Below are 26,182 nucleotides of genomic sequence, written 5' to 3' on the forward strand. Positions count from 1 at the left end.
AAAGGAACTGCTATGCCAATTCAGATTCTACCACCACAGCTTGCTAACCAAATTGCCGCCGGTGAAGTGGTAGAGCGGCCGGCGTCGGTCGTCAAAGAGTTGGTAGAAAACAGTCTGGATGCGGGGGCGACACGGATTGATATTGATATCGAGCGCGGTGGCGCGAAACTGATTCGTATCCGTGATAATGGCTGCGGTATTGGTAAAGATGATTTGGCATTGGCATTGGCGCGTCATGCGACCAGTAAAATAAGTTCACTGGAAGATTTGGAAGCTATCCTCAGTATGGGGTTTCGCGGCGAGGCGCTAGCCAGTATCAGTTCAGTCTCCCGGCTAATTTTGACATCGCGGACAGCACAACAACACGAGGCCTGGCAGGCTTATGCCGAAGGCCGTGACATGGCGGTGACCATCAAACCCGCGGCTCACCCGGTCGGCAGTACCCTTGAGGTGCTGGATCTGTTTTACAACACCCCCGCCCGTCGCAAATTTATGCGCACGGAAAAAACCGAATTTGGCCATATTGATGAAGTGGTGCGCCGCATTGCGCTGGCGCGTTTTGATGTGGCTATCAATCTCAGTCATAACGGCAAATTAATGCGCCAGTATCGCGCCGCCCCAGATCCTGCCCAGCATGAACGCCGTCTGGCCAGCATCTGCGGCCCGACATTTTTGCAGCATGCACTGGCGATTTCCTGGCAACATGGCGATTTGACCATTCGTGGTTGGGTGGCTGATCCTGCGGCCAGCCGCACACTCGGTGAAATGCAATATTGCTACGTCAATAACCGTATGATGCGCGACCGGCTGATTAATCACGCCATTCGCCAGGCTTATCAGGATTTACTCAAAGACGACCAACAGCCCGCCTATGTACTGTATCTGGATATCGACCCGCACCAAGTTGATGTCAATGTGCATCCGGCTAAACATGAAGTGCGTTTTCATCAGGCGCGGTTGGTGCATGATTTTATTTATCAAGCCGTTACCACTGTTTTACAGCAAGCGGCGACCCCGCTACTGAACATCAATGAAGATGGCGAAGAAATGGAAGCGCCGCGCTGGCAGCCGGAAAATCGCGTGGCGGCCGGTGTCAATACCTACGCGCAACCGGATGCTGCGAAAGCACCGCCAATAGAGCGGGGGGCCGCTGCGGGGCGCACCATCAGCACCGAGCGCTCTGTCGCCCGTGAACGCACCCCGACCTACCCCGCCGGCCAGCCTTACCAAAAGCAGCAAGGTGAGTTATATCGCCAACTGGTACAGCCGGCCACCGTGAGCCAAGTGGCAGAGACCACCATTGCCGCCCCCGCGCCAATATTGCGTCAGGTAGCTGTCGATGAGCCACTTCCGGGTGATAATTACAGTTTTGGCCGGGTGCTCACGGTGTTTCCACCTTGCTATGCTCTGATTGAATATAAGCAAGGTATCGCATTATTAGCACTGACAGTTGCTGAACGTTGGTTAAAACAAGCTCAATTGAATCCGCCAGCAGAGGGGTTGCGCCCGCAACCATTACTGATCCCATTAAAACTGACATTGGATAAAAATGAAGCGGCGGCATGTCTGCATCATCAGAAATTGTTAGTTACCATGGGAATTGAATTGGCTATTGAGCATACAAGAGCGACTTTACGTGCAGTATCTTTACCATTACGCCAACAAAATTTACAAAAACTGATACCGGAACTGTTAGGCTATCTGTCGCAACATGAGGAGATATCGCCAGACGCTCTGGCCGCATGGATTGCTCGCCATCTTGGCAGTGAACATGAGGTATGGAATATGTCTCAAGCGATACAGTTATTGACGGATGTTGAACGTCTTTGTCCACAGTTGGTAAAATCACCGCCTGCTGGGCTATTACAACCTATTGATATAAAGGCTGCATTGGCAACCCTGAAACATGAATGATATTGAGAATCTAGACCGGCCACCGGCGATATTTATCATGGGGCCCACTGCCTCGGGTAAAACAGCGCTCGCCATTGCACTGAGAAAACAGCTACCTGTGGAGCTCATCAGTGTCGACTCAGCCCTGATTTACCGTGGTATGGACATCGGCACCGCGAAACCCAGCGCGCAAGAATTGGCATTAGCGCCGCACCGGTTGATTGATATTCGAGACCCTGCGCAATCCTACTCGGCCGCTGACTTTCGTAAAGATGCATTAAAAGAGATGGCCGACATCACCGCCGCCGGGCGTATTCCGCTGCTGGTGGGCGGCACGATGTTGTATTTTAAAGCTTTATTGGATGGTTTGTCGCCATTGCCGTCTGCTGACCCACAAGTGCGTGAGCGTATTGAGCAGCAGGCCGCGGAGCGGGGTTGGGAAGCATTACATCAACAATTGGCTGAAATCGATCCCATTGCGGCGGCGCGAATTCATCCTAATGATCCCCAACGGCTCTCCAGAGCACTGGAAGTTTTTTTGATTTCAGGTAAAACTCTAACAGAACTGACTAAAATTTCAGGTGAAACCTTACCTTATCGGGTTCACCAATTTGCGATTGCGCCTGTTAGCCGGGAACTCTTGCACCAGCGGATTGAATTACGTTTTCGTCAGATGCTGGATGCTGGGTTTGAAACTGAGGCTAGGGCGCTTTTTGACCGCGGTGATTTGCATACGGATATGCCGGCCATTCGTTGTGTGGGATACCGACAGATGTGGTCTTATCTGTCCGGTGAGATTGATTACGACGACATGGTTTACCGCGGAATCTGTGCGACACGTCAACTGGCAAAGCGCCAAATGACCTGGTTGCGGGGCTGGGGTTCAGTCCAGTGGCTTGACAGTGATAAGCCGGGAGAGGCTTTAGACTCTGTAATACAGGTTGTTAGTGCATAGGTTGAATGATTGTGTACAATTGATGAGTACTCAACGCGCGGATTTTTTTACGCAGTTTATTTTCGAGCCGATAGGTTCTTAGTTAATAACAACAAGCAAATAAGGAAAATATAGAATGGCTAAGGGGCAATCTTTGCAAGATCCGTTCCTGAACGCATTGCGTCGTGAACGGGTTCCGGTTTCTATTTATTTAGTGAATGGCATTAAACTGCAGGGCCAAGTTGAGTCTTTTGATCAGTTTGTCATTCTGTTAAAGAACACAGTCAGTCAGATGGTTTATAAGCACGCCATCTCTACTGTTGTGCCTTCTCGCCCGGTTTCGCATCACAGCAATAATCCGAGTGGAAGCACCAATAATTATCATGGTAGTAATCCATCTGCGCCGCAACAACCGCAGCAGGATAGCGATGACGCTGAATAAAGCGCCTTGCTGGTCAACCATGACGGGGAACATAAGCAACAGATTCGAGCTTATGTTCTCCGCACTAGCGGTTTTTTCCCGTTTGAGAGGTTGCACGTTTGTTTGACCGTTATGAAGCCGGTGAGCAGGCCGTACTGGTTCATATATATTTCTCGCAAGACAAAAACTCAGAGGATCTGCGTGAATTCGAAGCGCTGGTATCTTCTGCGGGCGTAGAAGCTTTGCAAATTGTGACAGGCAGTCGCAAAGCACCGCATCCAAAGTTTTTTGTTGGCGAGGGAAAGGCTGAAGAAATTGCTGACGCGGTGAAAGCCAGTGGCGCGTCTGTTGTCCTGTTTGATCATGCCCTTTCCGCAGCGCAAGAGCGAAATCTTGAACGTTTGTGCGAGTGCCGGGTTATTGATCGTACTGGGTTAATTTTAGATATTTTTGCCCAACGGGCCCGTACTCATGAAGGTAAATTACAGGTTGAATTAGCGCAATTGCGTCATATTGCGACCCGTTTGGTACGCGGCTGGACGCACCTTGAGCGTCAGAAAGGGGGGATTGGCCTAAGAGGGCCAGGTGAAACCCAGTTGGAGACCGACCGCCGTTTGTTACGCGACCGTATCAGTTTGATTTTGAGCCGGTTAGATCGGGTAGCAAAGCAGCGTGAGCAAGGGCGGCGTGCGCGCACTCGTGCTGATATTCCGACAGTATCTTTGGTGGGATATACCAACGCCGGTAAATCTAGCCTGTTTAATAAAATTACGGCAGCTGATGTCTATGCGGCTGACCAACTATTTGCCACGCTGGATCCCACTTTACGCCGTATTAATGTGGCTGATGTGGGCGATACAGTATTGGCGGATACAGTAGGCTTTATCCGGCATTTGCCGCACGATCTGGTCGCTGCTTTTAAAGCGACATTACAAGAAACGCGGCAAGCCTCATTACTGCTACACATTATTGATGCAGCTGATCCTCGGGTGGCCGAGAATATGGCCGCAGTTGATGCTGTATTGGCAGAGATCGAGGCGGATGAAATTCCTACATTATTAGTAATGAATAAAATTGATTTGTTGGATGATTTCGTCCCGCGAATTGATCGCAACGAAGAAAATCTGCCAGTCAGAGTTTGGCTTTCGGCCCAAACCGGCGCAGGTATCCCGTTGCTTTTTCAAGCGTTAACGGAGCGTCTTTCAGGTGAGATCGCACACTTTGAATTGCGTTTGCCGCCTCAGGCAGGCCGTTTACGTAGCCGTTTTTACCAGCTTCAGGCAATTGAAAAAGAGTGGATAGACGAGGACGGGAACGTCGGTATGGTGGTCAGAATGCCTATCGTTGATTGGCGTCGTCTCTGTAAACAAGAGCAAGATTTGGTCAGTTATATTGTTAGTGAACCGAATTCGGGTAATTAATTGATAATTTGACCTTTTTTGTGAGATTAAGAGCCAGCTTCTTTGGCGTGTGCTCTTGGCCTGAAGAAAACCAATCATAGAAGAATGGAGCTAAAACATGGCGTGGAATCAGCCCGGTAATAACGGACAGGACCGCGATCCGTGGGGGAGCAGCAATAATAATGGCGGCAACTCTGGCGGAAATAATAACAATAATAAAGGTGGCCGTGACCAAGGGCCGCCGGATCTTGATGATATCTTTCGTAAACTGAGCAAAAAACTGAGTAGCCTCGGTGGCAAAAGTGGCGGGAGCGGTAACGATAACGGTGGAACAACAAGAGGCCCTGGTTTCAGTCGGCGTATTGTTGGCATCGCTGTGGTTGCGGTTGTGGTTATCTGGGCAGCAAGTGGTTTCTATACAATTAAAGAAGCTGAGCGCGGTGTTGTGACGCGCTTGGGGAAATTAAGCCACATTGTACAACCTGGTTTGAACTGGAAACCCACCTTTATCGATGAAGTCACCCCGGTTAACGTCGAGTCTGTACGTGAATTGGCGGCTTCAGGTGTGATGTTGACCTCTGATGAGAACGTGGTTCGCATCGAAATGAACGTGCAGTACCGCGTCACTGATCCGGCCGCTTATCTGTTTAGCGTGACCAATCCGGATGACAGCCTGCGTCAGGCAACTGACAGCGCAGTACGTGGTGTTATTGGTAAATACACCATGGATAAAATCCTCACCGAAGGCCGTACCATCGTGCGTAGCGATACTCAGCGGGTACTGGAAGAAACTATTCGTCCATACAATATGGGGATAACGCTGCTGGACGTTAACTTCCAGGCTGCACGTCCGCCGGAAGAAGTTAAAGCGGCATTTGATGATGCGATTGCTGCCCGTGAAAACGAACAACAGTATATTCGTGAAGCAGAAGCTTACACCAACGAAGTTCAGCCACGTGCTAACGGCCAGGCGCAGCGTCTGTTAGAAGATGCCCGTGCTTATGCCGCGCGTAAAGTGTTGGAAGCGCAAGGTGAAGTTGCTGGTTTTGCCAAGTTGTTGCCGGAATATAAGGCGGCACCAGAACTGACCCGTGAGCGTCTTTACATCGAAACCATGGAGAGAGTCCTGGGTCATACCCGCAAAGTGCTGGCTAATGACAAAGGTAACAGTCTGATGGTGCTGCCGCTGGATCAACTGATGCGCGGTCAAGGTGCAGAAAAAGCGGATGGCAACAAGGATAGCAGTCTGATTCGTTTGAATCCGCCGTCCTCTGCCAATAGCAGCCAAGAATCTGGTGCTAGTAACTCGAATACCAGTTCAACCAGTGGCTCTATCATGGATCAGCGCCGGGCGAATGCTCAGCGTGATACTTCCACTCGCGTAGGGAGAGAATAACCAATGCGTAAGTCTTTTTTACTTATCGTCGTTGTGGTGTTAGTCGCACTCTACGCTTCGCTGTTTGTGGTACAAGAAGGTCAACGCGGGATCGTACTGCGCTTTGGCAAGGTATTGCGTGATAGTGATAACAAGCCTTTGGTGTATGCGCCGGGCCTGCACTTCAAGATACCGTTTATCGAAACAGTGAAGACGTTGGATGCCCGTATTCAAACCATGGACAACCAGGCCGACCGTTTCGTGACTAACGAGAAGAAAGACCTGATTGTTGACTCTTATCTGAAATGGCGTATCAGCGATTTCAGCCGTTACTATCTGGCCACCGGTGGTGGTGATGTTTCTCAGGCTGAAGTGCTGTTAAAACGTAAATTCAGTGACCGTTTGCGTTCTGAAATCGGTCGTCTGAACGTGCGCGACATCGTCACAGACTCACGTGGCCGTCTGACTTCAGATGTTCGTGATGCGCTGAACACCGGTAGTGTGGATGATGAAGCCGTGACGACCGAAGCTGATGATGCTATTGCCTCTGCGGCAGCCCGTGTTGAACAGGAAACTCGTGGCAAACAGCCTGCGGTTAACCCGAACAGCATGGCGGCTCTGGGGATTGAAGTGGTTGACGTGCGAATCAAGCAAATCAACTTACCGGCAGAAGTCTCTGACGCCATCTTCCAGCGGATGCGTGCAGAACGTGAAGCGGTTGCTCGTCGTCACCGTTCACAAGGTCAGGAAGAAGCCGAGAAGTTGCGGGCAACAGCGGACTATGAAGTGACACGTACCTTGGCAGAAGCAGAGCGTCAGGCGCGTATTACTCGTGGTGGCGGTGATGCTGAGGCCGCTCGTCTGTTTGCTGATGCATTCAGTAAAGACCCTGACTTCTATGCTTTCATTCGTAGCTTACGTGCTTATGAAAATAGCTTCAGCAGCGGTAATGATGTCATGGTACTGAGCCCGGAAAGTGATTTCTTCCGCTATATGAAATCGCCGGATAACTCGAACAAACGTCCATAACGTGTATTTGAAATAAAGTCACACCTGTGCATAACCTGCACAGGTGTTTTTTTTAATTTCTACCCTGAAGTATGAAATGAATGTATATAGTTTTGTGGTCGCAGTGGTGAAATAATGGTATTGAAAATATTGTTAGACGTCATTTCATTCTTTTGTACCATTGAAGCCATAATATCTGCCATCTCTTCATTAGCATTAAAAAATAAATTTCCCTCTGGTTTCTGTTGATTGATTATATCGGAGGTGTCTGGATTTTTATTTATCTCTTTATTTAACAATATTTCATTAAACTTAATAATCATTGGTTCTTGCATGCCCCGAGCTTTCATCGTCAAAATCTTGATAGGGTCAACATTTCTTTGAGTTGCATATTTTAATAATTCATCTCCGGAACCTAGGGATTCAAGCATTCTCAACTCGACCATAAGTCCTACGTCATATCCTCTATGTTCCGTTAAATCAAAATACTTTGAATCAAAGTAATCGCTATAGGCGTATTTATTATATACCTCGCTATACCCACTTCTGGCATCCGGTGATAAGTATTCTGCTTCACTATCAGCGAGTCTTTTGAATTCGGTATAAGTATCATCAAATGGTTGACACAACATCAGTGTCTTTGCAAAAACGTTGTCGCCAAAATTGCTGCTTTCAGCATGTGTATTCAGTACCATGATTTTTTTATCGGATAGCTGGTATCTTTTTGCCAGAATAATGCGATTAATATTGGCTTGTTGATTCTCTGTCACATATTCTAATAACTCTCGACTGGCACTGGCTTCACTTAATAGAGTTAATTGAACCATAAACTCAAGCTGTTGTTCATTTTGGGTTAAATACATCCGCTGTTTTGCTAAATCATAAATTACCGCGGAGAATTTATCACTATGCATAGTATGGTAATATGTAAGGCTATAGTCATGGTGTTTAAAGTGATCACCAAAATGATGGCCTCGCCTGTTGATTATTTCACTTTTAATTTTAGCTGTTTCTGTATTTATCATTTTATTTTCCTTTGATGTTTTTTTGTTTAGTTCAATCATAAAATTATACAAATGATTAATTTATTTCAATGTCATTAATATTTGTTCTTCTTATTATTACCATTGTTTTTTTGTATTGTTTTTTACTTGATGTTAGTGAATAGTAAATATGATTTATTTTGGTGATATAATTTCTTAGAGTCGGGAAAACAATGAATTCAACCATCTTATTAGCATTGGGCTTGGTTTTGGTGCTCGAAGGGCTAGGCCCGATGTTGTATCCCAAAGCCTGGCGCAAAATGATCTTGGCAATGACCCAATTACCGGATACCACTTTACGTCGTTTTGGCGGAGGATTAGTGGTTGCTGGCATCGTTATCTACTACATGTTGAGTAGCCGCATGGGTGGCTAAATATAAGCACAAAAATTGTTCAGTTATGTGTTAAAAAGTACTGAAAGCAGCCGAGTGAGATGTTAGAATCCTTTTTTAAGCAACCTGGTGATTTTTGAGATGGGTAAGAACGTCGTCGTACTAGGCACCCAATGGGGTGACGAAGGTAAGGGCAAGGTCGTTGACCTGCTGACTGAACGGGCTAAATATGTTGTGCGCTATCAAGGTGGTCACAACGCTGGCCATACTTTGGTTATCAACGGTGAGAAAACCGTTCTTCATTTAATTCCCTCAGGTATTCTGCGTGAAAACGTCACCAGCATCATCGGTAACGGTGTAGTGCTGGCGCCTGATGCTTTAATGAAAGAGATGACAGAACTTGAAGCGCGCGGTGTGCCTGTACGTGAGCGACTGTTACTCTCCGAAGCATGCCCATTAATCCTGCCATATCATGTGGCGCTGGATAATGCGCGTGAGAAAGCACGTGGTGCAAAAGCAATCGGTACTACCGGTCGTGGTATCGGCCCGGCCTATGAAGATAAAGTTGCCCGCCGCGGTCTGCGTGTTGGTGATTTGTTCAATAAAGAAACCTTCGCAATCAAACTGAAAGAAATTGTGGATTACCACAACTTCCAGTTAGTGCATTACTACAAAGAAGACGCGGTTGACTATCAGAAAGTGCTGGATGAGGTATTAGCGGTTGCTGATATTCTAACAGCCATGGTAGTTGATGTATCTGAATTGCTGGATAATGCCCGCAAGCAGGGTGAATTCATCATGTTCGAAGGCGCCCAAGGCACCTTGCTGGACATCGACCACGGCACTTATCCGTATGTCACTTCATCTAACACCACCGCAGGTGGCGTAGCGACAGGCTCTGGCCTAGGCCCACGTTATGTTGATTATGTGCTGGGTATCGTAAAAGCATATTCGACTCGTGTTGGTGCCGGTCCATTCCCGACTGAACTGAATGATGAAACGGGCGAATTCCTGCGCAAGCAAGGTAACGAATATGGCGCGACCACTGGCCGTAGCCGTCGTACCGGTTGGTTGGATGCTGTTGCCGTGCGCCGTGCTGTGCAAATTAACTCTTTGTCTGGCTTCTGCATGACCAAATTGGACGTGCTGGATGGCCTGAAAGAAGTGAAAATCTGTGTGGGCTACCGCATGCCAGATGGCCGCGAAGTGGATACCACGCCACTGGCTGCTGAAGGTTGGGAAGGTATTGAGCCAATCTATGAAACCATGCCAGGTTGGTCAGAAACGACCTTTGGCGTGAAAGAACACAGTAAGTTGCCACAAGCCGCTCTGAACTACATCAAACGTGTAGAAGAGCTGACGGGTGTTCCGGTTGATATCATCTCCACCGGCCCTGATCGTGAAGAAACCATGATCCTGCGCGACCCATTTGATGCGTAATTGACAAAATTATTGTCAACTCTATGTTATCAAAACACTCAAACCGGGCCAATGCCCGGTTTGTTGTTCCTTCGCAGCTGTTTTTACATCAAAAAAACCTACCCGTCACCTAAATGATTAGCCGCAAGCTTTGTGGCTGGTTTATCATTCAAAGCATTAGTTTCTAAATAGCACTTAGCATCGTACTTATAACCTATCCAAAATGTGTCATTGTCGATGGGTTTAAGCCGGGTAAACTGATACTCAGGGGTATTCGTGCAGTTAACAAGTTTTACTGATTATGGTTTGCGGGCGCTGACTTATATGGCCTCGCTACCTGAGGGCCAAATGACCAGCATTTCTCAGGTAACTGAGGTCTATGGCGTATCTCGCAATCATATGGTTAAAATAATCAATCAGTTGAGCCGGGTAGGGCTGGTAACTGCTGTGCGGGGCAAAAATGGCGGCATACGGTTAGGTAAACCGGCTGACCAGATTCGAATTGGTGATGTCGTGCGTCAGTTGGAACCCCTTTCACTGGTCAATTGCAGTAGTGATTTTTGCCATATAACACCTGCTTGTCGCCTGAAACAAGTGCTTAACCAGGCGGTACAAAGTTTCCTTAACGAGCTGGATAACTATACTTTAGCCGATATGGTTCAGGATAATACCCCGCTCTACAAGCTATTACTTGTTGAGTAATTCTTATAATAAAACACGTATAGCAAGCTGCTGCTGACAACGGAGGAACCGCAATGTCACAAGATCCATTCTTGGAACGAGAAGCAGAAAAATATGAGTCACCGATCCCTAGCCGGGAATTCATTTTGGCTCATCTCGCGAAGCGCGAAACACCTGCCAGTCGTGAAGAGCTGGCGAATGAACTTAATTTATCTGGTGAAGAACAGCTAGAGGCGCTGCGTCGCCGCCTGCGCGCCATGGAGCGTGATGGGCAATTGGTCTTCACCCGCCGTCAGTGCTACGCCTTGCCGGAGCGCCTGGACTTATTGCGCGGGACGGTTATTGGCCACCGTGATGGGTTTGGTTTTTTACGTGTTGAGGGCAGTAAAGACGATCTGTATCTCTCCGCGGAACAGATGAAAATGGCTATCCACGGTGATGTGGTACTGGCCCAAGCCATGGGGGCTGATCGCAAAGGCCGCCGTGAGGCGCGTATTGTGCGGGTATTAGTCCCGAAAACCAGCCAGATTGTAGGCCGCTATTTTACTGATGCGGGCACGGGGTTTGTAGTGCCGGATGATGGCCGCTTGAGTTTTGATATTCTGATCCCGCCTGATGCTATTAGCGGTGCTCGGATGGGCTATATGGTGGTGGTTGAGTTGACTCAGCGCCCCACTCGCCGGACTAAAGCGGTGGGTAAGATTGTTGAAGTGCTCGGTGAGAATATGGGCACCAGCATGGCGGTGGATATTGCACTGCGCACCCATGAAATCCCGCATACCTGGCCGCCACAAGTTGAAAAGCAAGTGGCTGATCTGAAAGAGCAAGTGCCAGAAGAGGCGAAAAAAGGCCGGGTTGATTTACGCAATCTGCCCTTGGTCACTATTGATGGCGAAGATGCCCGCGACTTCGATGATGCGGTGTATTGTGAGAAAAAACGTGGCGGTGGCTGGCGTTTGTGGGTGGCGATTGCTGATGTTAGCTATTATGTGCGCCCACGCACGGCGCTGGATGATGAAGCCCGCAGCCGTGGTAACTCCGTATACTTCCCATCACAAGTGGTCCCGATGCTGCCAGAGGTGCTGTCCAACGGCCTTTGTTCGCTGAATCCGCAGGTCGACCGCCTGTGTATGGTGTGTGAGATGACCATCTCGGCGCAGGGCAAATTGTCATCGTATAAGTTCTACGAAGCCGTGATGAGCTCCCATGCGCGCCTGACTTACACTAAAGTGTGGCGCATTATTGATGGCGAAGAATCATTACGTGAGCAATATAAACCGCTGGTGCCGCATCTGTTAGAGCTCCACGCGATGTACAAAGTGCTGGATCAAGCGCGTGCCGAGCGCGGTGGTATTGCGTTTGAAACCGAAGAGGCCAAGTTTATCTTTAACGCCGAACGGCGCATTGAACGCATTGAATCGACAGTGCGTAATGATGCGCATAAGTTAATTGAAGAATGCATGATTTTGGCGAATATCGCCGCCGCGCGCTTTGTGGAAAAACACAACGAACCGGCGCTGTTCCGTGTGCATGACCGCCCAAGTGATGACCATATCTCTGCACTGCGCAGTGTGCTCAGTGAATTGGGTCTGACACTCGGCGGTGGTTTGAAACCGGAACCCAAAGATTACGCGGTGTTGATGGATGAAGTTGCCGATCGTCCCGACCATGAAATGCTGCAAACGATGTTGCTGCGCTCAATGAAACAAGCGGTTTATGATCCGGAAAATCGTGGTCACTTTGGTTTGGCATTGGCATCTTATGGCCACTTCACTTCGCCAATCCGCCGTTACCCCGATTTGGCCATGCACCGGGCTATCAAGTACCAGTTGGCCAAAGAGCACGGTAATGTGAAAGAGCGCTGGACACCAACAGGTGGCTGGCACAGTGATTATGAAGACATGCTGCAATTGGGCGAACATTGCTCAATGACCGAACGTCGCGCTGATGAAGCCACCCGTAATGTGGCCGACTGGCTGAAGTGTGACTTCATGCAGGATCAGGTGGGCAAAGTGTTTACCGGCATTATTGCCAGTGTCACCGGGTTTGGCTTCTTTGTGCGCTTGGATGATTTGTTCATTGATGGTCTGGTGCATGTCTCTAGCCTGGACAATGACTATTACCGCTATGACAATATCGGCCAGCGCTTAATTGGTGAGTCTTCAGGTCAGGTTTACCGCTTGGGCGATACCGTGGAGATCCGTGTGGAAGCGGTGCATATGGACGAGCGCAAAATCGATTTTGCTCTGGTCTCCAGTACGCGTAAGCCGCGCGGTGAGGGTAAAACCGCCCGTGATAAAGCCAAGCAAGCTGATGGTCAGCGCACTATGCGCGATACCTCTAGCCGTGGTGGTCGTGGCAGCTCTTCGAACCCATCACGCCGTGATGGCGCGCCAGCGGGCAGTGGGCAGAAACGGCCGCGTCGTGCTAAAAAGCCGGCCAATTTTGAGCCGGATAGTGCCTTCCGCCCGGCCGATGCTGCCGCTAAGCTAGATGAGAAAGCGCAGGCCGAGAAAAAAGCCAAAGCTAAGGCGAAAAGAGCCTCGGCCAAAACCAAGAAAATTGCCGCCGCCACCAAGGCGAAGCGGGCCAAGAAAAAAACCAGCAGCGGCCAGTAATGGCCCACTGCATGATTTAACCACTGAATTGTCGGGCGGCTGTGGTCGCCCGCACTAAAATTTAAACATTGGTCAGCAAATTATGTTGCCTGCCAACACATGTAAAAGAGCCTCATGAGCGAAATTATTTACGGCATTCATGCTGTTAAAGCCCTGTTAGACAATGATCCACAACGTTTTCTGGAAGTTTTTATTCTGAAAGGTCGTGACGATCGTCGCCTACAGCCATTGATTGCCGAACTGGAAGCGGCTGGTTTGGTGATTCAGGTTGCCAATCGTCAGTGGTTGGATGCGCAGGTAGAGGGCGGTGTCCATCAGGGCATCGTGGCGCGAGTCCGTGAAGGGCGTCAGTATCAGGAAAATGATTTGCCGGCACTGTTGGAAAGTGTGGAAACTCCTTTCCTGCTGGTGCTGGATGGGGTCACAGACCCACATAATTTAGGGGCCTGTTTACGTAGCGCAGATGCTGCCGGTGTCCACGCGGTCATCGTGCCGCGGGATCGCTCGGCTCAGCTCAATGCCATCGCCAAGAAAGTCGCCAGTGGTGCTGCTGAAAATGTGCCACTGATTAAAGTGACTAATTTGGCGCGCACGCTGCGGGTGTTGCAAGAGCACAATGTCTGGATTGTCGGGACTGCCGGTGAAGCAGACCACACGCTGTATCAGAGTAAAATGACCGGCCCAATGGCATTGGTGATGGGGGCCGAGGGTGAGGGGATGCGCCGTTTGACCCGCGAACATTGTGATGAGCTGATCAGCATTCCGATGGCGGGGAGTGTTTCTTCACTCAATGTGTCGGTTGCTACCGGTGTGTGTTTGTTTGAAGCGGTGCGCCAGCGAGCACTGAAAACCCAATAAGTTGTTCGTTGTATCAACAATTTTCTTAAAAAGCCAATATTTGCGGATATTGGCTTTTTGTTTTTTATTTTTAATCTTAAGGAATTCCAGGTTACTATCAGTGAGATAGAGTAGGTTAGTCTCTGTTTGTGATGAGTGCGTCAGCAAAAAAACCGGTCTGCACCATACTTAACCCTGATTTATGGATGCTGGTTTTGTAATGAGTACCGAAATGGAGGAAGGTATGGATTGGCAGACTCACTTGGTTTTCAATCAGCCAGAACCCTTATCGAACAGTAATTTATTTCTGTCTGATATGGCCTTACGGGAGGCTGTGATACGGGAACATGCTGGCTGGGATGGAGAAGATCTTGCTCGGTTCGGGCTACAACTCGGTTCACAAGAATCACTTGAATTAGGGCGACTGGCAAACACCAATCCGCCAGAATTATTGCGTTACAATGCGGCGGGGCAGCGGTTGGATCAGGTGCGATTTTATCCCGCCTGGTATGTGCTAATGCAAGAGTTGGTCAGCCACCGGGTGCATAATTTACCGTGGCAAGAAGATGCCCGAATGGGGTCTTTTGTCGCGCGCGCCGCGCGCTTTATCCTGCATGCTCAGGTCGAGGCCGGGACGTTATGCCCGATAACCATGACATTTGGCGCAATTCCACTGCTGCAACAAACCCTTCCCTCTCAATTCCACAGTTGGTTACCGCCACTGCTTTCAGACCGTTATGATTCCCATCAAGTTGCCGGCGGCCAGAAACGCGGCTTATTGATTGGTATGGGCATGACGGAAAAACAGGGCGGTTCCGATGTGTTAAGCAACAGCACCAGAGCTGAACCACTGGATGTTCGCGGCCATGGCGAGGCTTATCGTCTGGTCGGACACAAATGGTTTTTTTCGGTGCCACAAAGTGACGCGCATCTGGTACTCGCCCAAACGGAGGGCGGATTATCCTGTTTCTTTTTGCCGAAAATATTGCCGGATGGCAGCTATAACGCTATTCGATTGGAGCGCTTGAAAGAGAAACTCGGCAACCGCTCCAATGCCAGCAGTGAGGTCGAATTTGATAATGCCACCGCCTGGTTATTGGGGGCGGAGGGCGAGGGGATTCGCCAAATTCTAAAAATGGGCGGATATACCCGATTTGACTGCGCGCTGGGTAGCCATGGGCTGATGAGACGCGCTTTCTCCGTCGCGCTGTATCATGCCTGTCAGCGGCAGGCCTTTGGTAAATCATTGGTTAACCAGCCTTTAATGCGGCAAGTTCTCAGCCGCATGGCACTGCGCTTAGAGGGGCATACCGCGCTATTGATGCGCTTAGCCAGTGCATGGGAAAAAACGGGCGAGGTTGATGAGCAGATATTCAGCCGGCTGCTGACCCCGGCGGCGAAATATCGAGTCTGCGGCCTGGGCAGCGGATTCGTAGCCGAGGCGATGGAGGTGCTGGGCGGAATCGGCTATTGCGAACAGAGTGAGTTGCCGCGCATTTATCGTGAAATGCCGGTCAACAGTATTTGGGAAGGCTCCGGCAATATTATGTGCCTGGATGTGTTGCGCACATTACGTAAGCTGCCCGCCGCGCTAGACATGCTACAACAAGAGTTTTACCCCGTACGTGGGCAAAATCGGTTATTTGACCGCGCATGGCGGCAACTGCAACAGCGGCTGAAAAACCCGAAGGAAGAACAAGGGCGGGCGCTAACCCAGCAACTGTTTGATTTATGCTGCGCGGCGCAATTATTGCGTTTTGCTTCACCGCCATTAGTCGATGCCTGGTGCCGCATGACGCTAGACCATCGGGATCAATATATGTTGCCAGAAGCCGTTTGCGCGCGCTTGCTCGGCCGTGCCAGCGGAGAGCAATAAATCCCTTTTCTATTTATACAGCAGCGCATTGGCATACCAGATTCCGGGGTAAACACTGTCAGACATCATAATAATTAAGTAATAGGGCGCGCCGCTGGCATCAGCTTTGCGCTTGATTTCTGCCTCAATATCCATTGGGCTGCCAAATACCTGAGCCGAAATTGTGCCCACTTTTTGTAAGTTAAGGCTCTGTGCACGGGTAATTTCCTGGGCATAGGGCTGAGCCACTGGCGGCGGAACAGGAGTGACGTGAAAAGCGCTACAAGCCGAGAGCCCCAAGGTTATCAGTAGGAACAGCATGGCGCGTTTTATATTCATGTTGGCCTCTTTGTCAGCAGGGCCGTTACTGCAAAGCCCAGTGAGGAAGGGTAATATCTTGGAAGAAATTGGTTTAAGACTTTATCTCTCCATTTTGGCACACTGCAGCAAGTTTTTAAGCATATAAATCATTTTTTCCGTCGTTATGCTCGGCCTGATAAATAAAGGATTCTCGCCATGATTGAGATGTCGCTGGAAAATATTAATGGTATTGAGCTCATCCATGCGGCTCCCGCGGGTAAACGCGAGCAGCCGTTACCGACCATTTTCTTTTACCACGGCTACACCTCATCAAAAGAGGTTTATTCCTACTTTGCTTATGCTTTCGCCCAAGCCGGTTTTCGCACTATTGCACCGGATGCTGAGATGCATGGCGCGCGCTTTAATGGCGATGAAACTCAACGGTTGTCCCATTTCTGGGAGATCTTAAAAACAAATATTGATGAGCTACCCGCACTTCGCCAGCATTATCAACAAGCTGGATTGATTGATGGCGAGCGCATTGGGGTTGCGGGCGCGTCGATGGGCGGGATGACCACTCTGGGCGCTTTTGCCCGCTATCCATGGGTTAGGGTCGCGGCCAATTTTATGGGGTCAGGTTATTTTACTGCGCTGGCGCGCACTCTGTTCCCGCCATTGGAGGCCGGCCAACCAGTCAGTCCGGCAGAATTTGAGCGCCGTTTATCCCCTTTGGCTGATTACGAGCTTTCCCATCAGTTGGAAAAAATTGCCGACCGACCCTTGTTGGTTTGGCATGGCGAGGCGGATGATGTGGTGCCGGCGGCACAAAGTGCGCGGTTGGTGCAGGAGCTGAGAGCCAGTGGGCGAGATAACCACCTGACATATCTTACCGAGGCGGGCATCGGTCATAAAATCACTCCCACGGCTTTAGCGGCGGGCAGTCACTTTTTCAGCCAATATCTATAAAAAACCCCCGACAAGCGGGGGGAATGGCTATCTGGGCTTTCTTTTTATCGGTGTTTCTCTGGTGTTGTATTTATCTATTGAATCTTAGCGATAGAGCACGGCATTAACATGTATGGAGCTGTTGTCGCCCGGTTCATGCATGGCAATTATCTGATAAGAACTTGCACCGCGCTCATCGGCTAATTTGCTGATTTGCGCTGTGGCGTCATCAGGTGAAACCACATTGTGGCCCAGTGACAGCGCCCCGATACTGACGCGCTGTTGCTGCATAGCTTGCTGGGCGGTTATTTCATTGGCGGCGAACGCACTGCTTGATACGGCCAAGCCGAGTACGGCTGCGATGGCGAGTGTATGTTTCATAGGTGGCTCCAATATCTTATTTATATACTTTGAATAAGTTGTCTATCTGCTGCGCCGCTTGTTTGCGGTGGATGTAAATAATTCTAGTCGCTTTTAGACATTTAAAAATAGGTGATAATTGATTCACTTTGTCAAAAAAAATGAATGATATTTATGTGGAGTTAATGATTTTATTGAAAGATTTCGCAGACTAATGGTTTTACATCCATTGGTTACTTAATGAACAAAAAGTGCGATTTTAGTGCAGTAATAGTAAGAACAAGAATAAATCCCCGGCAGTCCTTGAGTTTCGAGCCGCCCGCAAGTATAGTTACGCGTCATTTTTCAGCCGCACACAAATACGTTCCTTGCCTCCATGGGCCGCGGTTGACCCTATCAGGAGGCTGAATAATCCGTAAGGAGCAATAATCGATGCGTCATTACGAAATCGTTTTTATGGTCCATCCTGACCAAAGCGAACAGGTTCCGGGCATGATCGAGCGCTATAGTGCAACTATCACTAATGCTGCTGGTACGATCCACCGTCTGGAAGACTGGGGCCGCCGTCAACTGGCTTACCCGATCAACAAACTGCACAAAGCTCACTACGTTCTGCTGAACGTTGAAGCTCCGCAGGAAGCGATCGATGAGCTGGAAACAAACTTCCGCTTCAACGACGCCGTTATCCGTAGCATGGTTATGCGCGTTAAACACGCGGTAACTGAAGCATCACCAATGGTTAAAGCGAAAGACGAACGCCGTGAGCGTCACGACTTCGCGTCTGATGCCAATGATGATTCTGAAGCTGGGGATTCTGAAGAGTAATTGCCGTGGTGACCACTAATCGTCTGGTACTCTCTGGCACTGTGTGCAAGATACCGGTTCGAAAAGTTAGTCCTTCTGGCATTCCGCATTGTCAATTTGTGCTTGAGCACCGATCAACACAGCAGGAAGCCGGATTTAGCCGACAGACATGGTGCAGAATGCCCATCATCGTCAGCGGGCAAAAGTCACAAGCATTAACTCACAGTATAACGGTCGGCAGTCAGTTAACCGTTGAAGGCTTCATTAGCTGCCATCAAGGCCGCAATGGGCTAAACAAATTGGTTCTGCATGCCGAGCAGATTGAATTTATAGATTCTGGAGACTAGCCAAATGGCACGTTATTTCCGTCGTCGCAAGTTCTGCCGTTTTACCGCGGAAGGCGTTGTAGAGATTGATTATAAAGATATCGCTACGCTGAAAAACTATATCACTGAAAGTGGTAAAATTGTCCCGAGCCGTATTACCGGTACTCGCGCAAAATACCAGCGTCAGCTCGCCCGTTGTATCAAGCGCGCACGCTACCTGTCTTTGTTGCCGTACACTGATCGTCATCAGTAATCGGCCACTGTCCATTAACGACTTTGAGAGGATAAGGTAATGCAAGTTATTCTGCTTGATAAAGTAGCAAACCTGGGCAGCCTGGGTGACCAAGTGAACGTTAAAGCGGGCTACGCTCGTAACTTCCTGGTTCCACAAGGTAAAGCTGTTCCGGCAACCAAGAAAAACGTAGAGTTCTTTGAAGCACGCCGCGCAGAATTGGAAGCCAAATTGGCTGGCGTTCTGGCTGCTGCTGAAGCTCGCGCAACCAAAATTAACGAACTGGTCAGTGTCACTATCGCTTCTAAAGCAGGCGATGAAGGCAAACTGTTCGGCTCTATCGGTACTCGCGACATCGCTGATGCAGTCACTGCAGCTGGCGTTGAAGTGGCCAAGAGCGAAGTTCGTCTGCCGAATGGCGTTCTGCGTACTACAGGTGATCATGAAGTTCACTTCCAAGTACACAGCGACGTGTTCGCGCAACTGAACGTGATCGTGGTTCCAGAAGCGTAAGTTACGCGGCTGTTACCTGCTAAAACGCCAGCCTCGTGCTGGCGTTTTGCTTTCTGGCACAGGAAAAAGCATCAGAAAGTTGGGGCCGAGGGCAGAATATCAAATTTACATTGCTCCGCAGCAACCCCTGAACATTGATACATTTCAAAAAGAGGCGTTTGTTGATATTTCCAATGTGGTTTCCCACTGATGGATACACGCCAAGTTTTATTGCCGTAATACATATCTAACTGCCAACCATCGGCTTGCAAGTTATAGATACATTTTTGAAATTTCCCCTGTTCGATGGCGTTACTCTCCAGACTTTCTTGATCGATACTGATAAGCGCTTCACTAAAATCTTTAATCGCTGTTTTGTTCTGCGGTATTGAGCCCTGCACAATACCTTGCCACTCCTCACCGCCTGCGGTCTCGGCTGTGTAAAATAGCCCTACTTGCTTGATGGCATCCAGTGCGGGGCAATGATGGGCGAGTGCGGCAAAAGGGGGAAAGAATAGGAACAAAAAAGCTAATTTACATTTCATAATCACTCCCTGATAAATGAGGTTATGGGGTTATGGGGTTATGGATGGTGTTAACCATCCACAAAACAACCTAATTCGGAAGCGGCGGGGTAACAATATCAAAGAAGATCAGGCGGTAAACAGCAGCAGTTATGGAAGGCGGTGATTAACGCTCGCGGCGATAACTGCCGTCGCTTTGCCGGGTAAACAGCACTTCGGTACTGTTAGTGGTTTCAATGGACAGAGCGGCGACCACTCCCTGTGCATCCAGCATGATTTTAACCTCTTGCCCAGCTTTGAGGTTGCTTAGCGGCTTATCATTACCCTCAACTTGTGCCATGGCAAAAACTTCATTCACGGGCAGATTATTATCGCGGAACAACTGCGCCAATGTTTTCCCTGACTGAATCTGATAGCTTTGCCAATTTCCCTGTCGCGGGGGCGTGACCTCTGGCGTTACTGAAGGTGCCACCGTTGGCGGTGGCGGAGCATCAAGATTACCCTGTAATTGGGCCTGTAGCGGCACGTCAGTGGACGATGCGCTGACTGGGAAGGTGTTGTTGGTATTATCACGGGAAACCGGCCACAACAATGCCAGCAGCAATACCGCGGTCGCAATAATGACCCAGCGCCGGTGGAAGTGAGGCAATGGCTCCATCCACTGAAAACTGTCCGGCAAGTGCCAGATTTTTAGCAGTAGCCCCTTAAGCCCTTTTTCCGGCGTAATTGTCGCGGCGGTTTCAGGGGGCATATTATTGTCACTCGCGGCGGTATCCTCAGCAGGATAAATGTGTTCAGACACACTCACTTCAGACATCAGATTTTGTTCATCCGCATTTTTAGCCTGTGGCATGACCCTTTGCCTAATCGTTAGCCAGGTGCGCAGTAGTGGCTGATAAACTCGAGTGTTTTTCCTTCTCCTGGGCGCGATTCTGCCCATGGTGACCTCTCTTCAACGACGTAAAACAATAAAATGGCAATATACCCATAGGCTTCTAAGTATAACTCTTCTTACCTGAAGTTGGGCTGGGTGGCTAACTGACTGATGCCAAAAGACAGAATATTATGATACCTAAACGGGGTATTCCCCGTTAGCCTGCTGCCATTGTTTCTTTTTCTACAACAAAAGTCATCATTCGCGAAGCAAGATTTTACCGCGCTCCCCTGCTGCTGTTATGCTGGCGGCTTCGACATGATAAGTGACTAAAGGAAAATCCATGACAACCCCTTCTTTTGATAGCGTTGAAGCGCAAGCAAGCTACGGAATTGGTTTACAAATCGGGCAGCAATTGCAAGAGTCCGGGCTGGAAGGTTTACTGCCAGAGGCACTGCTGGCCGGTCTGCGCGACGCGATGGAAGGCAATACACCAACTGTTCCTGTTGATGTTGTGCACCGTGCCCTGCGTGAAGTTCACGAGCGTGCGGATAAAGTCCGTGTTGAGCGCCAACAGGCTTTGGTAGAAGAGGGGAAAACGTTCCTGGAAGAAAATGCCAAGCGTGATGGTGTCACCACCACCGAGTCGGGCTTACAATTCTCTGTCTTGCAGGCGGGTGATGGCCCGATTCCATCCCGTCAGGATCGCGTCCGAGTGCACTATACTGGCCGTTTGGTGGATGGCACGGTATTTGACAGCTCAGTTGAACGCGGCCAGCCAGCAGAGTTCCCCGTCAGTGGCGTTATTCCCGGCTGGATTGAAGCACTATCCATGATGCCTGTCGGGTCTAAGTGGAAGTTGTATATCCCACATAACCTGGCTTACGGTGAGCGTGGTGCCGGTGCCACTATCCCACCATTCAGCGCATTGATGTTTGAAGTGGAATTGCTGGATATTCTGTAATTTCTAGCGCAGTAACATCAGAAAGGGCGATATATATGTCGCCCTTTCGCCTGTCTGGATGCTGCTATCAGAAGGGATTATTCGCCGTCCAATGCACGGGGGAACAGTAAGTTATTCTCCAGGTGAATGTGTTCCATCAAGTCAGTGATGAATTCATTGATACCACTGTAGAGCGCCTGCCAGGTATTACAGGCACCTGCTGGTGGCGTCATATTCTGTGTCAATTGTTTGACCACCTCCAACTGCTGCCCCACGGCATCGTGCTCCGCTTCCATCACCATGATTGGCCCGCCGGCCTGTGATCCCAGCCCACGTTTAATCATCGGGAACAGAATTTGCTCCTCTTTGTACATATGCTGGGTCAGTTCTTCAATAATTGCTGTGAGTTCGCTGGCCAGTCCACGAGGGCAGGCGGGTTTTTCCCCATGGACACGTTCAACTTTTTCCGCCATGAGAATCAATTCCGGTAACTGTTCACGATGGCGGTTGTGATAGCGGCTGATAATAAAATCAATAATGTTTGCCAGCGGCTGTTGTTGCCAATCTGTTGAGGAAAGAGGCTCGGCTTGCAATGCACTCAATTGTGCTTCCAACTCATCAATATCCAGATGCAACTTATTCGCGGCCCGTAACAGTGTTTGTTTACCGCCACAGCAGAAATCCAGTTGGTGCTGGCGGAATAATTTTGTTGCTCGGGGAATAGCGATAGCCAAAGCGCCCAGTGACTGATTACGGTAATCCATGGTGACACCTCATTGAGTAATTGAATATCTATAACATGTATAATAAATGCATGTTATAGATTGCGATATAGCTCTAAAGAGGTAGGAAAGAGGGCAACAGCGCTCCGTGAAGCACTGTTGCCAGCGATTATTTCTGCTGTAGATCGAGTTGATAGACTGCGAAGCCAATCTCATCAGTACCCAATGCTTTCAGCGGATATTGTGCTTTTTGCTTAATAAATTCAGCGGCTTTAGCGCTCGGTGAGGTTTCAAAGCGGATATCCAGTGGGTGCTGACTGACAAGAGTCGCCAGACGCCAATTGTTATCAGCTTGCGGGGTCACTTGCCCCTGCTTTTTGGTTTCTGCGCTGATGTAAGCAGATAAAACCGCCCGATTCTCATCCGGGGAGGCGAATGCAATATGGCTATCCCCGGTGCCCGCAAACTTACCGCTGTAAGCTCGGTAATTATTGGTCGCTATCAGGAATGTGGCGTTCGGATCGATAGGTTTGCCATTGAAAGTCAGGTTTTTAATACGTTCGGCTTTATCATTGATAAGTGTGCATTCACCATCATAGCGGGCGGGTTGGCTGACATCGATTTCATAGTTAACCCCATCAATGACATCGAAATTATAAGTACGGAAACCCTCCCAGTTAATCAGCGATTGTGGTTTGCTGCTGTTCACATCAATTTGATTAAATTGCGCGGCAGAGCACTCTAGCCACTGTTTCACATCCGCACCACTGGCTTTCACCACCACTAAAGTGTTCGGGTAAAGGTACAAATCGGCGGCATTACGGAAGGTCAATTGGCCTTTTTCCACCTCCACAAAGCTGGCTGGGTCATTTTTACGGCCCCCGGCTTTAAATGGCGCGGCCGCAGACAGCACCGGTAAATCAGCTAAATCAGGATCGCCCTGAATAAAGTGCTCGGTATAGGCGCGCTGGGCATTATTGACAATTTGTACCGTCGGGTCGTCTTGGATCAACGCCAGATAGCTGTACATATTATCTGATGCTGAACCAATCGGCTGGCTGACAAAATCGCGAGTGCCTTGATGGTCTGCCGCCAACACTTGCACCAATTTTGCATCTTCGGCGGCTAGCGATTTTTGGCTGGCTTTATCAAAGATAGGGCGGGCTTCGGCCTTGGCTTGAGTCACCTGCCATGGGCCTTGGTCATTATTGAGGACAAAATCCACCACCCCGAGATGGTCACCCCACTGGCCTGGCATCACGGCCGGAATACCATTTAATGTCCCTTGGGCGATATCAGCCCCTTTGATAGTGGCAAAATCTTGACTTGGGAACACGGCGTGGGCATGGCCAAACATGATGGCATCAATGCCCGGCACTTGGCTGAGATAATAAACCGAGTTCTCCGCCATGGTTTTATAAGGGTCACTGGAGAGGCCCGAATGGGGAATAGCGACCACTAAATCAGCACCTTGCTGGCGCATTTCCGGCACCCACTTTTTGGCGGTTTCGGTAATATCATTGACGGTGACTTTACCGCTGAGGTTAGCTTTATCCCATATCATGATTTGTGGCGGCACAAAACCAATGTAGCCGATGCGCAGATTATGACTTTTTCCCTCGCGATCTTTGACTGGAGTATCGACGATTAAATAGGGCTGGAACAGCGGTTTACCGGTTTTAACATCAATGACGTTGGCATTGACATAGGGGAATTTTGCCCCCGCCAGTGATTTTTTGAGATAATCCAGACCATAATTAAATTCATGGTTGCCGATGTTACCCACGGCATAGTCCAGTGTGTTCATCGCCTTATAGACGGGGTGAATCTCACCTGCTTTAAGCCCGGTGGCTGCCATATAATCACCGAGTGGACTGCCCTGAATCAGGTCACCATTGTCCACCAGCACACTGTTAGTTGCTTGTTGGCGCGCCGCTTTAATCAGGCTTGCGGTGCGAACCAGGCCAAACTTTTCAGTGGGTTTATCTTTGTAGTAATCGAAATCCATCATATTGCTATGCAGATCGGTGGTTTCCAGCACGCGTAAATCAACAGTGGCGGCTTGTGCGGTTGAGGCGGCGACAGCAATCAGGCTGGCAAGGAGGGATAACGTCAGCGGGCTTTTAAACATGGCTTTCTCCATCATCGTGGCTTTTCCATTAAGAAAACAATTCGACATGTATCGCAAATGAATATGTAAATTTAATAGGTCGTCATAACAAAATGTGAAGTTTGGCAGAAAATGCCGCCGGATACCGCGGAGATGCTCACAATTGCAGCAGCTTAATGTCACTGATTCTATTGAGAGTTATCCGCAATAGTGGCTATTTGGTCGAAAAATTATTAGTCTGCCCAACGGGGACTTGGCATTGTGATGATTAATTTTTATTTTAGCTTTGCGTTCTAAAATGAATGTAGAGTGAGCGAGAAGTCTCGAGAACCCTTCTTGATTTAAGAACCACTATTAATATTCGGCATGAATCATAATACCAAGGGGTGGATGATGTTAGAGCAAATTTGCCAGTTAGCTCGCGAGGCAGGCGTGGCGATTATGGCGGTTTATCAGGGTGAGAAGCCGCTTGATGTGGCCCATAAAAAAGATGATTCACCCGTCACAGCTGCGGATCTTGCGGCTCACCAGATTATCAAAGTCGGCTTGGCCGCATTGACCCCTGATATTCCACTGTTATCTGAAGAAGACCCGCCAACTTGGGCCGTGCGCCAACACTGGCAGCGCTACTGGTTAGTGGACCCGCTGGATGGCACCAAAGAATTCTTGAATCGTAATGGCGAGTTTACCGTCAATATTGCCCTGATTAATCAAGGGGTTCCGGTGCTTGGGGTGGTCTATACTCCGGTGACCGAGGTGATGTACAGCGCGGAGAATGGCCAGGCGTGGAAGGAAGAGTGTGGCCGGCGAATGCAGATTCAGGTGCGTGATGCCCTCTTGCCGCTGGTGGTGGTCAGCCGCTCCCACAGTGATGCCGAGCTGGAGGATTATTTGGCGCAATTGGGCGAGCATCAGACCATTTCAGTGGGTTCATCACTGAAGTTTTGTCTGGTGGCCGAGGGAAAAGCACAGTTATATCCTCGTTTTGGCCCAACTAATATTTGGGATACGGCCGCCGGGCATGCTGTTGCTATTGCGGCCGGGGCGCAAGTTCACGATTGGCAGGGTAAACCGCTTTCTTATACCCCGCGTGAATCGTTCCTGAACCCCGGTTTTAGGGTATCTATATTCTAGTCATTTTACTGTTTAACAAGCTGGTGCAGTTGGGCGATAACCTGCTGCACTTCTTCGGCAGTCAGTGCGCCGTCTTTGACAAACTTAACATTTCCTTGCTTATCCAGCACCACGATAGCCGACCCTTTCTCTGCTAAATCCCAGGCTTTTTTAACATTGCCGTTGCTGTCGACCACAAACTGCGACCAAGGAAATTCCCGCTTATTACTTTCAATACTGTTTCGCACAAACACCGCGGTACCGATGATGGCGTCATCGGTATTGACGATGGTCGTCGTTTGGTAATCTTCATGTGGCAAATTAGCGTGCTTGATGGCTTCCACCAGCGGCGCATTTAATTCTTTTGCTGAGGTGCGGCCAGCAATATGCTGCACCACGCGCACTTTGCCGGGCAATTGCGAGCTATTCCAGTTTTTATAGCTAAACTGATCAGTAGCTTTATCGTAGTTTAATTCACCTTTATCACTGACCCCCACTGGCGGTACGCGCTGGTCAAGTTGGAGTGTGTGGGCACTGGCAATAACCGGGGTGAACAGCAGCGATACGATAAGCAGGCTATTTTTTATCATGGGATGTCCTTGTCGATCTTATGAGTTATGT

Annotated in this window: 27 protein-coding genes; 19 read left to right on the plus strand and 8 right to left on the minus strand. The window is 49.3% G+C overall.

Translation table 11 applies throughout. The annotated features are described in order from the left end of the window. Window positions 1-12 precede the first annotated feature (12 nt). The 6 genes from mutL to hflC all read left to right on the plus strand — a co-directional run bounded on the left by mutL (window position 13) and on the right by hflC (window position 7,052). Window positions 13-1,914, plus strand: coding sequence for a DNA mismatch repair endonuclease MutL (mutL, locus tag D5F51_RS02145; protein ID WP_129195482.1), 1,902 nt, complete (start codon window positions 13-15; stop codon window positions 1,912-1,914). Next, a complete protein-coding gene (gene miaA / locus D5F51_RS02150) occupies window positions 1,907-2,848 on the plus strand; it encodes a tRNA (adenosine(37)-N6)-dimethylallyltransferase MiaA (protein ID WP_129195483.1) in 942 nt (313 codons plus the stop codon). Before mutL ends, miaA begins: the two co-directional genes overlap by 8 nt. Before the next feature lie 115 nt (window positions 2,849-2,963). Next, the gene (gene hfq, locus D5F51_RS02155; RefSeq protein ID WP_004392473.1) at window positions 2,964-3,269 is read left to right on the plus strand and encodes an RNA chaperone Hfq; all 306 of its coding nucleotides are present in this window, start codon (window positions 2,964-2,966) and stop codon (window positions 3,267-3,269) included. Between the two features lie 98 nt (window positions 3,270-3,367). Beyond that, complete coding sequence (hflX, locus tag D5F51_RS02160) at window positions 3,368-4,669, plus strand: ribosome rescue GTPase HflX (RefSeq protein WP_025379733.1); 1,302 nt, start codon at window positions 3,368-3,370, stop codon at window positions 4,667-4,669. A gap of 97 nt (window positions 4,670-4,766) precedes the next feature. Next, the gene (gene hflK, locus D5F51_RS02165) at window positions 4,767-6,044 is read left to right on the plus strand and encodes an FtsH protease activity modulator HflK (protein WP_129195484.1); all 1,278 of its coding nucleotides are present in this window, start codon (window positions 4,767-4,769) and stop codon (window positions 6,042-6,044) included. A gap of 3 nt (window positions 6,045-6,047) precedes the next feature. Then, window positions 6,048-7,052, plus strand: coding sequence for a protease modulator HflC (gene hflC, locus D5F51_RS02170; RefSeq protein WP_025379731.1), 1,005 nt, complete (start codon window positions 6,048-6,050; stop codon window positions 7,050-7,052). Window positions 7,053-7,111: 59 nt separating this feature from the next. Here hflC and D5F51_RS02175 read toward each other — a convergent pair whose 3' ends face one another. Then, window positions 7,112-8,056 carry a hypothetical protein gene (locus tag D5F51_RS02175; RefSeq protein WP_129195485.1) on the minus strand — a complete coding sequence of 315 codons (945 nt, stop codon included), beginning with the start codon at window positions 8,054-8,056 and terminating at the stop codon, window positions 7,112-7,114. A 191-nt stretch (window positions 8,057-8,247) separates the two neighbouring features. Here D5F51_RS02175 and D5F51_RS02180 point away from each other — a divergent pair, with 191 nt between their 5' ends. The 6 genes from D5F51_RS02180 to D5F51_RS02205 all read left to right on the plus strand — a co-directional run bounded on the left by D5F51_RS02180 (window position 8,248) and on the right by D5F51_RS02205 (window position 15,837). Next, entirely contained in the window at window positions 8,248-8,448 is a 201-nt protein-coding gene (locus D5F51_RS02180) for a DUF2065 domain-containing protein (protein ID WP_025379729.1), read from the plus strand. Between the two features lie 99 nt (window positions 8,449-8,547). Beyond that, window positions 8,548-9,846, plus strand: coding sequence for an adenylosuccinate synthase (locus tag D5F51_RS02185; protein ID WP_025379728.1), 1,299 nt, complete (start codon window positions 8,548-8,550; stop codon window positions 9,844-9,846). Between the two features lie 255 nt (window positions 9,847-10,101). Further along, window positions 10,102-10,527 (plus strand): nitric oxide-sensing transcriptional repressor NsrR, encoded by a 426-nt coding sequence (nsrR, locus tag D5F51_RS02190; RefSeq protein ID WP_005156409.1) that lies wholly within the window; start codon window positions 10,102-10,104, stop codon window positions 10,525-10,527. 53 nt (window positions 10,528-10,580) lie between these two features. Beyond that, on the plus strand, window positions 10,581-13,124 hold the full coding sequence (gene rnr / locus D5F51_RS02195) for a ribonuclease R (protein ID WP_129195486.1): 2,544 nt from the start codon (window positions 10,581-10,583) through the stop codon (window positions 13,122-13,124). Between the two features lie 114 nt (window positions 13,125-13,238). Continuing rightward, window positions 13,239-13,982, plus strand: coding sequence for a 23S rRNA (guanosine(2251)-2'-O)-methyltransferase RlmB (gene rlmB, locus D5F51_RS02200; RefSeq protein ID WP_025379726.1), 744 nt, complete (start codon window positions 13,239-13,241; stop codon window positions 13,980-13,982). A 211-nt stretch (window positions 13,983-14,193) separates the two neighbouring features. Beyond that, window positions 14,194-15,837, plus strand: coding sequence for an isovaleryl-CoA dehydrogenase (locus tag D5F51_RS02205; protein WP_129199131.1), 1,644 nt, complete (start codon window positions 14,194-14,196; stop codon window positions 15,835-15,837). A 9-nt stretch (window positions 15,838-15,846) separates the two neighbouring features. On the opposite strand, the gene bsmA is transcribed toward D5F51_RS02205, so the two are convergent. Next, window positions 15,847-16,155: a biofilm peroxide resistance protein BsmA gene (gene bsmA, locus D5F51_RS02210; protein ID WP_025379724.1), complete on the minus strand. Its 309-nt coding sequence runs from the start codon at window positions 16,153-16,155 to the stop codon at window positions 15,847-15,849. Window positions 16,156-16,332: 177 nt separating this feature from the next. Between bsmA and yjfP the strand changes: the two genes are divergently transcribed. After that, complete coding sequence (yjfP, locus tag D5F51_RS02215) at window positions 16,333-17,082, plus strand: esterase (protein WP_129195487.1); 750 nt, start codon at window positions 16,333-16,335, stop codon at window positions 17,080-17,082. A gap of 84 nt (window positions 17,083-17,166) precedes the next feature. On the opposite strand, the gene D5F51_RS02220 is transcribed toward yjfP, so the two are convergent. Beyond that, on the minus strand, window positions 17,167-17,442 hold the full coding sequence (locus tag D5F51_RS02220; protein ID WP_025379722.1) for a YdgH/BhsA/McbA family protein: 276 nt from the start codon (window positions 17,440-17,442) through the stop codon (window positions 17,167-17,169). Between the two features lie 411 nt (window positions 17,443-17,853). Between D5F51_RS02220 and rpsF the strand changes: the two genes are divergently transcribed. The 4 genes from rpsF to rplI are packed head-to-tail and all read left to right on the plus strand — an operon-like array spanning window position 17,854 to window position 19,296. Next, window positions 17,854-18,246 carry a 30S ribosomal protein S6 gene (rpsF, locus tag D5F51_RS02230; RefSeq protein WP_025379721.1) on the plus strand — a complete coding sequence of 131 codons (393 nt, stop codon included), beginning with the start codon at window positions 17,854-17,856 and terminating at the stop codon, window positions 18,244-18,246. Between the two features lie 8 nt (window positions 18,247-18,254). Next, window positions 18,255-18,572 carry a primosomal replication protein N gene (gene priB, locus D5F51_RS02235; RefSeq protein ID WP_162301669.1) on the plus strand — a complete coding sequence of 106 codons (318 nt, stop codon included), beginning with the start codon at window positions 18,255-18,257 and terminating at the stop codon, window positions 18,570-18,572. A gap of 4 nt (window positions 18,573-18,576) precedes the next feature. Continuing rightward, the gene (gene rpsR, locus D5F51_RS02240; protein ID WP_002210155.1) at window positions 18,577-18,804 is read left to right on the plus strand and encodes a 30S ribosomal protein S18; all 228 of its coding nucleotides are present in this window, start codon (window positions 18,577-18,579) and stop codon (window positions 18,802-18,804) included. Between the two features lie 39 nt (window positions 18,805-18,843). Next, window positions 18,844-19,296: a 50S ribosomal protein L9 gene (rplI, locus tag D5F51_RS02245; RefSeq protein ID WP_025379720.1), complete on the plus strand. Its 453-nt coding sequence runs from the start codon at window positions 18,844-18,846 to the stop codon at window positions 19,294-19,296. A 71-nt stretch (window positions 19,297-19,367) separates the two neighbouring features. Here the strand turns inward: rplI and D5F51_RS02250 are convergent, their stop codons facing one another. After that, window positions 19,368-19,820, minus strand: coding sequence for a DUF3757 domain-containing protein (locus D5F51_RS02250; protein ID WP_129195488.1), 453 nt, complete (start codon window positions 19,818-19,820; stop codon window positions 19,368-19,370). Between the two features lie 145 nt (window positions 19,821-19,965). Beyond that, the gene (locus tag D5F51_RS02255; RefSeq protein ID WP_129195489.1) at window positions 19,966-20,739 is read right to left on the minus strand and encodes a LysM-like peptidoglycan-binding domain-containing protein; all 774 of its coding nucleotides are present in this window, start codon (window positions 20,737-20,739) and stop codon (window positions 19,966-19,968) included. Between the two features lie 277 nt (window positions 20,740-21,016). Between D5F51_RS02255 and bamJ the strand changes: the two genes are divergently transcribed. Beyond that, window positions 21,017-21,637, plus strand: coding sequence for a BamJ family beta-barrel-assembly machinery protein (bamJ, locus tag D5F51_RS02260; RefSeq protein ID WP_025379717.1), 621 nt, complete (start codon window positions 21,017-21,019; stop codon window positions 21,635-21,637). Between the two features lie 77 nt (window positions 21,638-21,714). On the opposite strand, the gene ytfE is transcribed toward bamJ, so the two are convergent. Beyond that, window positions 21,715-22,380, minus strand: coding sequence for an iron-sulfur cluster repair protein YtfE (gene ytfE / locus D5F51_RS02265; RefSeq protein WP_025379716.1), 666 nt, complete (start codon window positions 22,378-22,380; stop codon window positions 21,715-21,717). A 127-nt stretch (window positions 22,381-22,507) separates the two neighbouring features. Further along, window positions 22,508-24,481, minus strand: a complete 1,974-nt coding sequence (locus D5F51_RS02270) for a bifunctional 2',3'-cyclic-nucleotide 2'-phosphodiesterase/3'-nucleotidase (RefSeq protein ID WP_129199133.1) — start codon at window positions 24,479-24,481, stop codon at window positions 22,508-22,510. A 360-nt stretch (window positions 24,482-24,841) separates the two neighbouring features. Here D5F51_RS02270 and cysQ point away from each other — a divergent pair, with 360 nt between their 5' ends. Then, the gene (gene cysQ / locus D5F51_RS02275; RefSeq protein ID WP_025379714.1) at window positions 24,842-25,582 is read left to right on the plus strand and encodes a 3'(2'),5'-bisphosphate nucleotidase CysQ; all 741 of its coding nucleotides are present in this window, start codon (window positions 24,842-24,844) and stop codon (window positions 25,580-25,582) included. A 5-nt stretch (window positions 25,583-25,587) separates the two neighbouring features. Here cysQ and D5F51_RS02280 read toward each other — a convergent pair whose 3' ends face one another. Continuing rightward, window positions 25,588-26,151 carry a YtfJ family protein gene (locus tag D5F51_RS02280; RefSeq protein ID WP_129195490.1) on the minus strand — a complete coding sequence of 188 codons (564 nt, stop codon included), beginning with the start codon at window positions 26,149-26,151 and terminating at the stop codon, window positions 25,588-25,590. Between the last annotated feature and the right edge of the window lie 31 nt (window positions 26,152-26,182).

The sequence above is a fragment of the Yersinia hibernica genome (assembly GCF_004124235.1).
In the GTDB taxonomy this organism is placed as follows: domain Bacteria; phylum Pseudomonadota; class Gammaproteobacteria; order Enterobacterales; family Enterobacteriaceae; genus Yersinia; species Yersinia hibernica.

Coding starts and splice junctions, on each gene's coding strand:
- rnr (WP_129195486.1), top strand. CDS start 10,581: ATGTCACAAGATCCATTCTTGGAACGAGAAGCAGAAAAATATGAGTCA.
- D5F51_RS02250 (WP_129195488.1), bottom strand. CDS start 19,820: ATGAAATGTAAATTAGCTTTTTTGTTCCTATTCTTTCCCCCTTTTGCC.
- yjfP (WP_129195487.1), top strand. CDS start 16,333: ATGATTGAGATGTCGCTGGAAAATATTAATGGTATTGAGCTCATCCAT.
- rplI (WP_025379720.1), top strand. CDS start 18,844: ATGCAAGTTATTCTGCTTGATAAAGTAGCAAACCTGGGCAGCCTGGGT.
- ytfE (WP_025379716.1), bottom strand. CDS start 22,380: ATGGATTACCGTAATCAGTCACTGGGCGCTTTGGCTATCGCTATTCCC.
- bamJ (WP_025379717.1), top strand. CDS start 21,017: ATGACAACCCCTTCTTTTGATAGCGTTGAAGCGCAAGCAAGCTACGGA.
- hfq (WP_004392473.1), top strand. CDS start 2,964: ATGGCTAAGGGGCAATCTTTGCAAGATCCGTTCCTGAACGCATTGCGT.
- D5F51_RS02220 (WP_025379722.1), bottom strand. CDS start 17,442: ATGAAACATACACTCGCCATCGCAGCCGTACTCGGCTTGGCCGTATCA.
- D5F51_RS02270 (WP_129199133.1), bottom strand. CDS start 24,481: ATGGAGAAAGCCATGTTTAAAAGCCCGCTGACGTTATCCCTCCTTGCC.
- D5F51_RS02280 (WP_129195490.1), bottom strand. CDS start 26,151: ATGATAAAAAATAGCCTGCTTATCGTATCGCTGCTGTTCACCCCGGTT.
- bsmA (WP_025379724.1), bottom strand. CDS start 16,155: ATGAATATAAAACGCGCCATGCTGTTCCTACTGATAACCTTGGGGCTC.
- rpsR (WP_002210155.1), top strand. CDS start 18,577: ATGGCACGTTATTTCCGTCGTCGCAAGTTCTGCCGTTTTACCGCGGAA.
- hflK (WP_129195484.1), top strand. CDS start 4,767: ATGGCGTGGAATCAGCCCGGTAATAACGGACAGGACCGCGATCCGTGG.
- D5F51_RS02185 (WP_025379728.1), top strand. CDS start 8,548: ATGGGTAAGAACGTCGTCGTACTAGGCACCCAATGGGGTGACGAAGGT.
- mutL (WP_129195482.1), top strand. CDS start 13: ATGCCAATTCAGATTCTACCACCACAGCTTGCTAACCAAATTGCCGCC.
- hflC (WP_025379731.1), top strand. CDS start 6,048: ATGCGTAAGTCTTTTTTACTTATCGTCGTTGTGGTGTTAGTCGCACTC.
- rlmB (WP_025379726.1), top strand. CDS start 13,239: ATGAGCGAAATTATTTACGGCATTCATGCTGTTAAAGCCCTGTTAGAC.
- D5F51_RS02205 (WP_129199131.1), top strand. CDS start 14,194: ATGGAGGAAGGTATGGATTGGCAGACTCACTTGGTTTTCAATCAGCCA.
- D5F51_RS02255 (WP_129195489.1), bottom strand. CDS start 20,739: ATGGGCAGAATCGCGCCCAGGAGAAGGAAAAACACTCGAGTTTATCAG.
- cysQ (WP_025379714.1), top strand. CDS start 24,842: ATGTTAGAGCAAATTTGCCAGTTAGCTCGCGAGGCAGGCGTGGCGATT.
- miaA (WP_129195483.1), top strand. CDS start 1,907: ATGAATGATATTGAGAATCTAGACCGGCCACCGGCGATATTTATCATG.
- rpsF (WP_025379721.1), top strand. CDS start 17,854: ATGCGTCATTACGAAATCGTTTTTATGGTCCATCCTGACCAAAGCGAA.
- D5F51_RS02180 (WP_025379729.1), top strand. CDS start 8,248: ATGAATTCAACCATCTTATTAGCATTGGGCTTGGTTTTGGTGCTCGAA.
- D5F51_RS02175 (WP_129195485.1), bottom strand. CDS start 8,056: ATGATAAATACAGAAACAGCTAAAATTAAAAGTGAAATAATCAACAGG.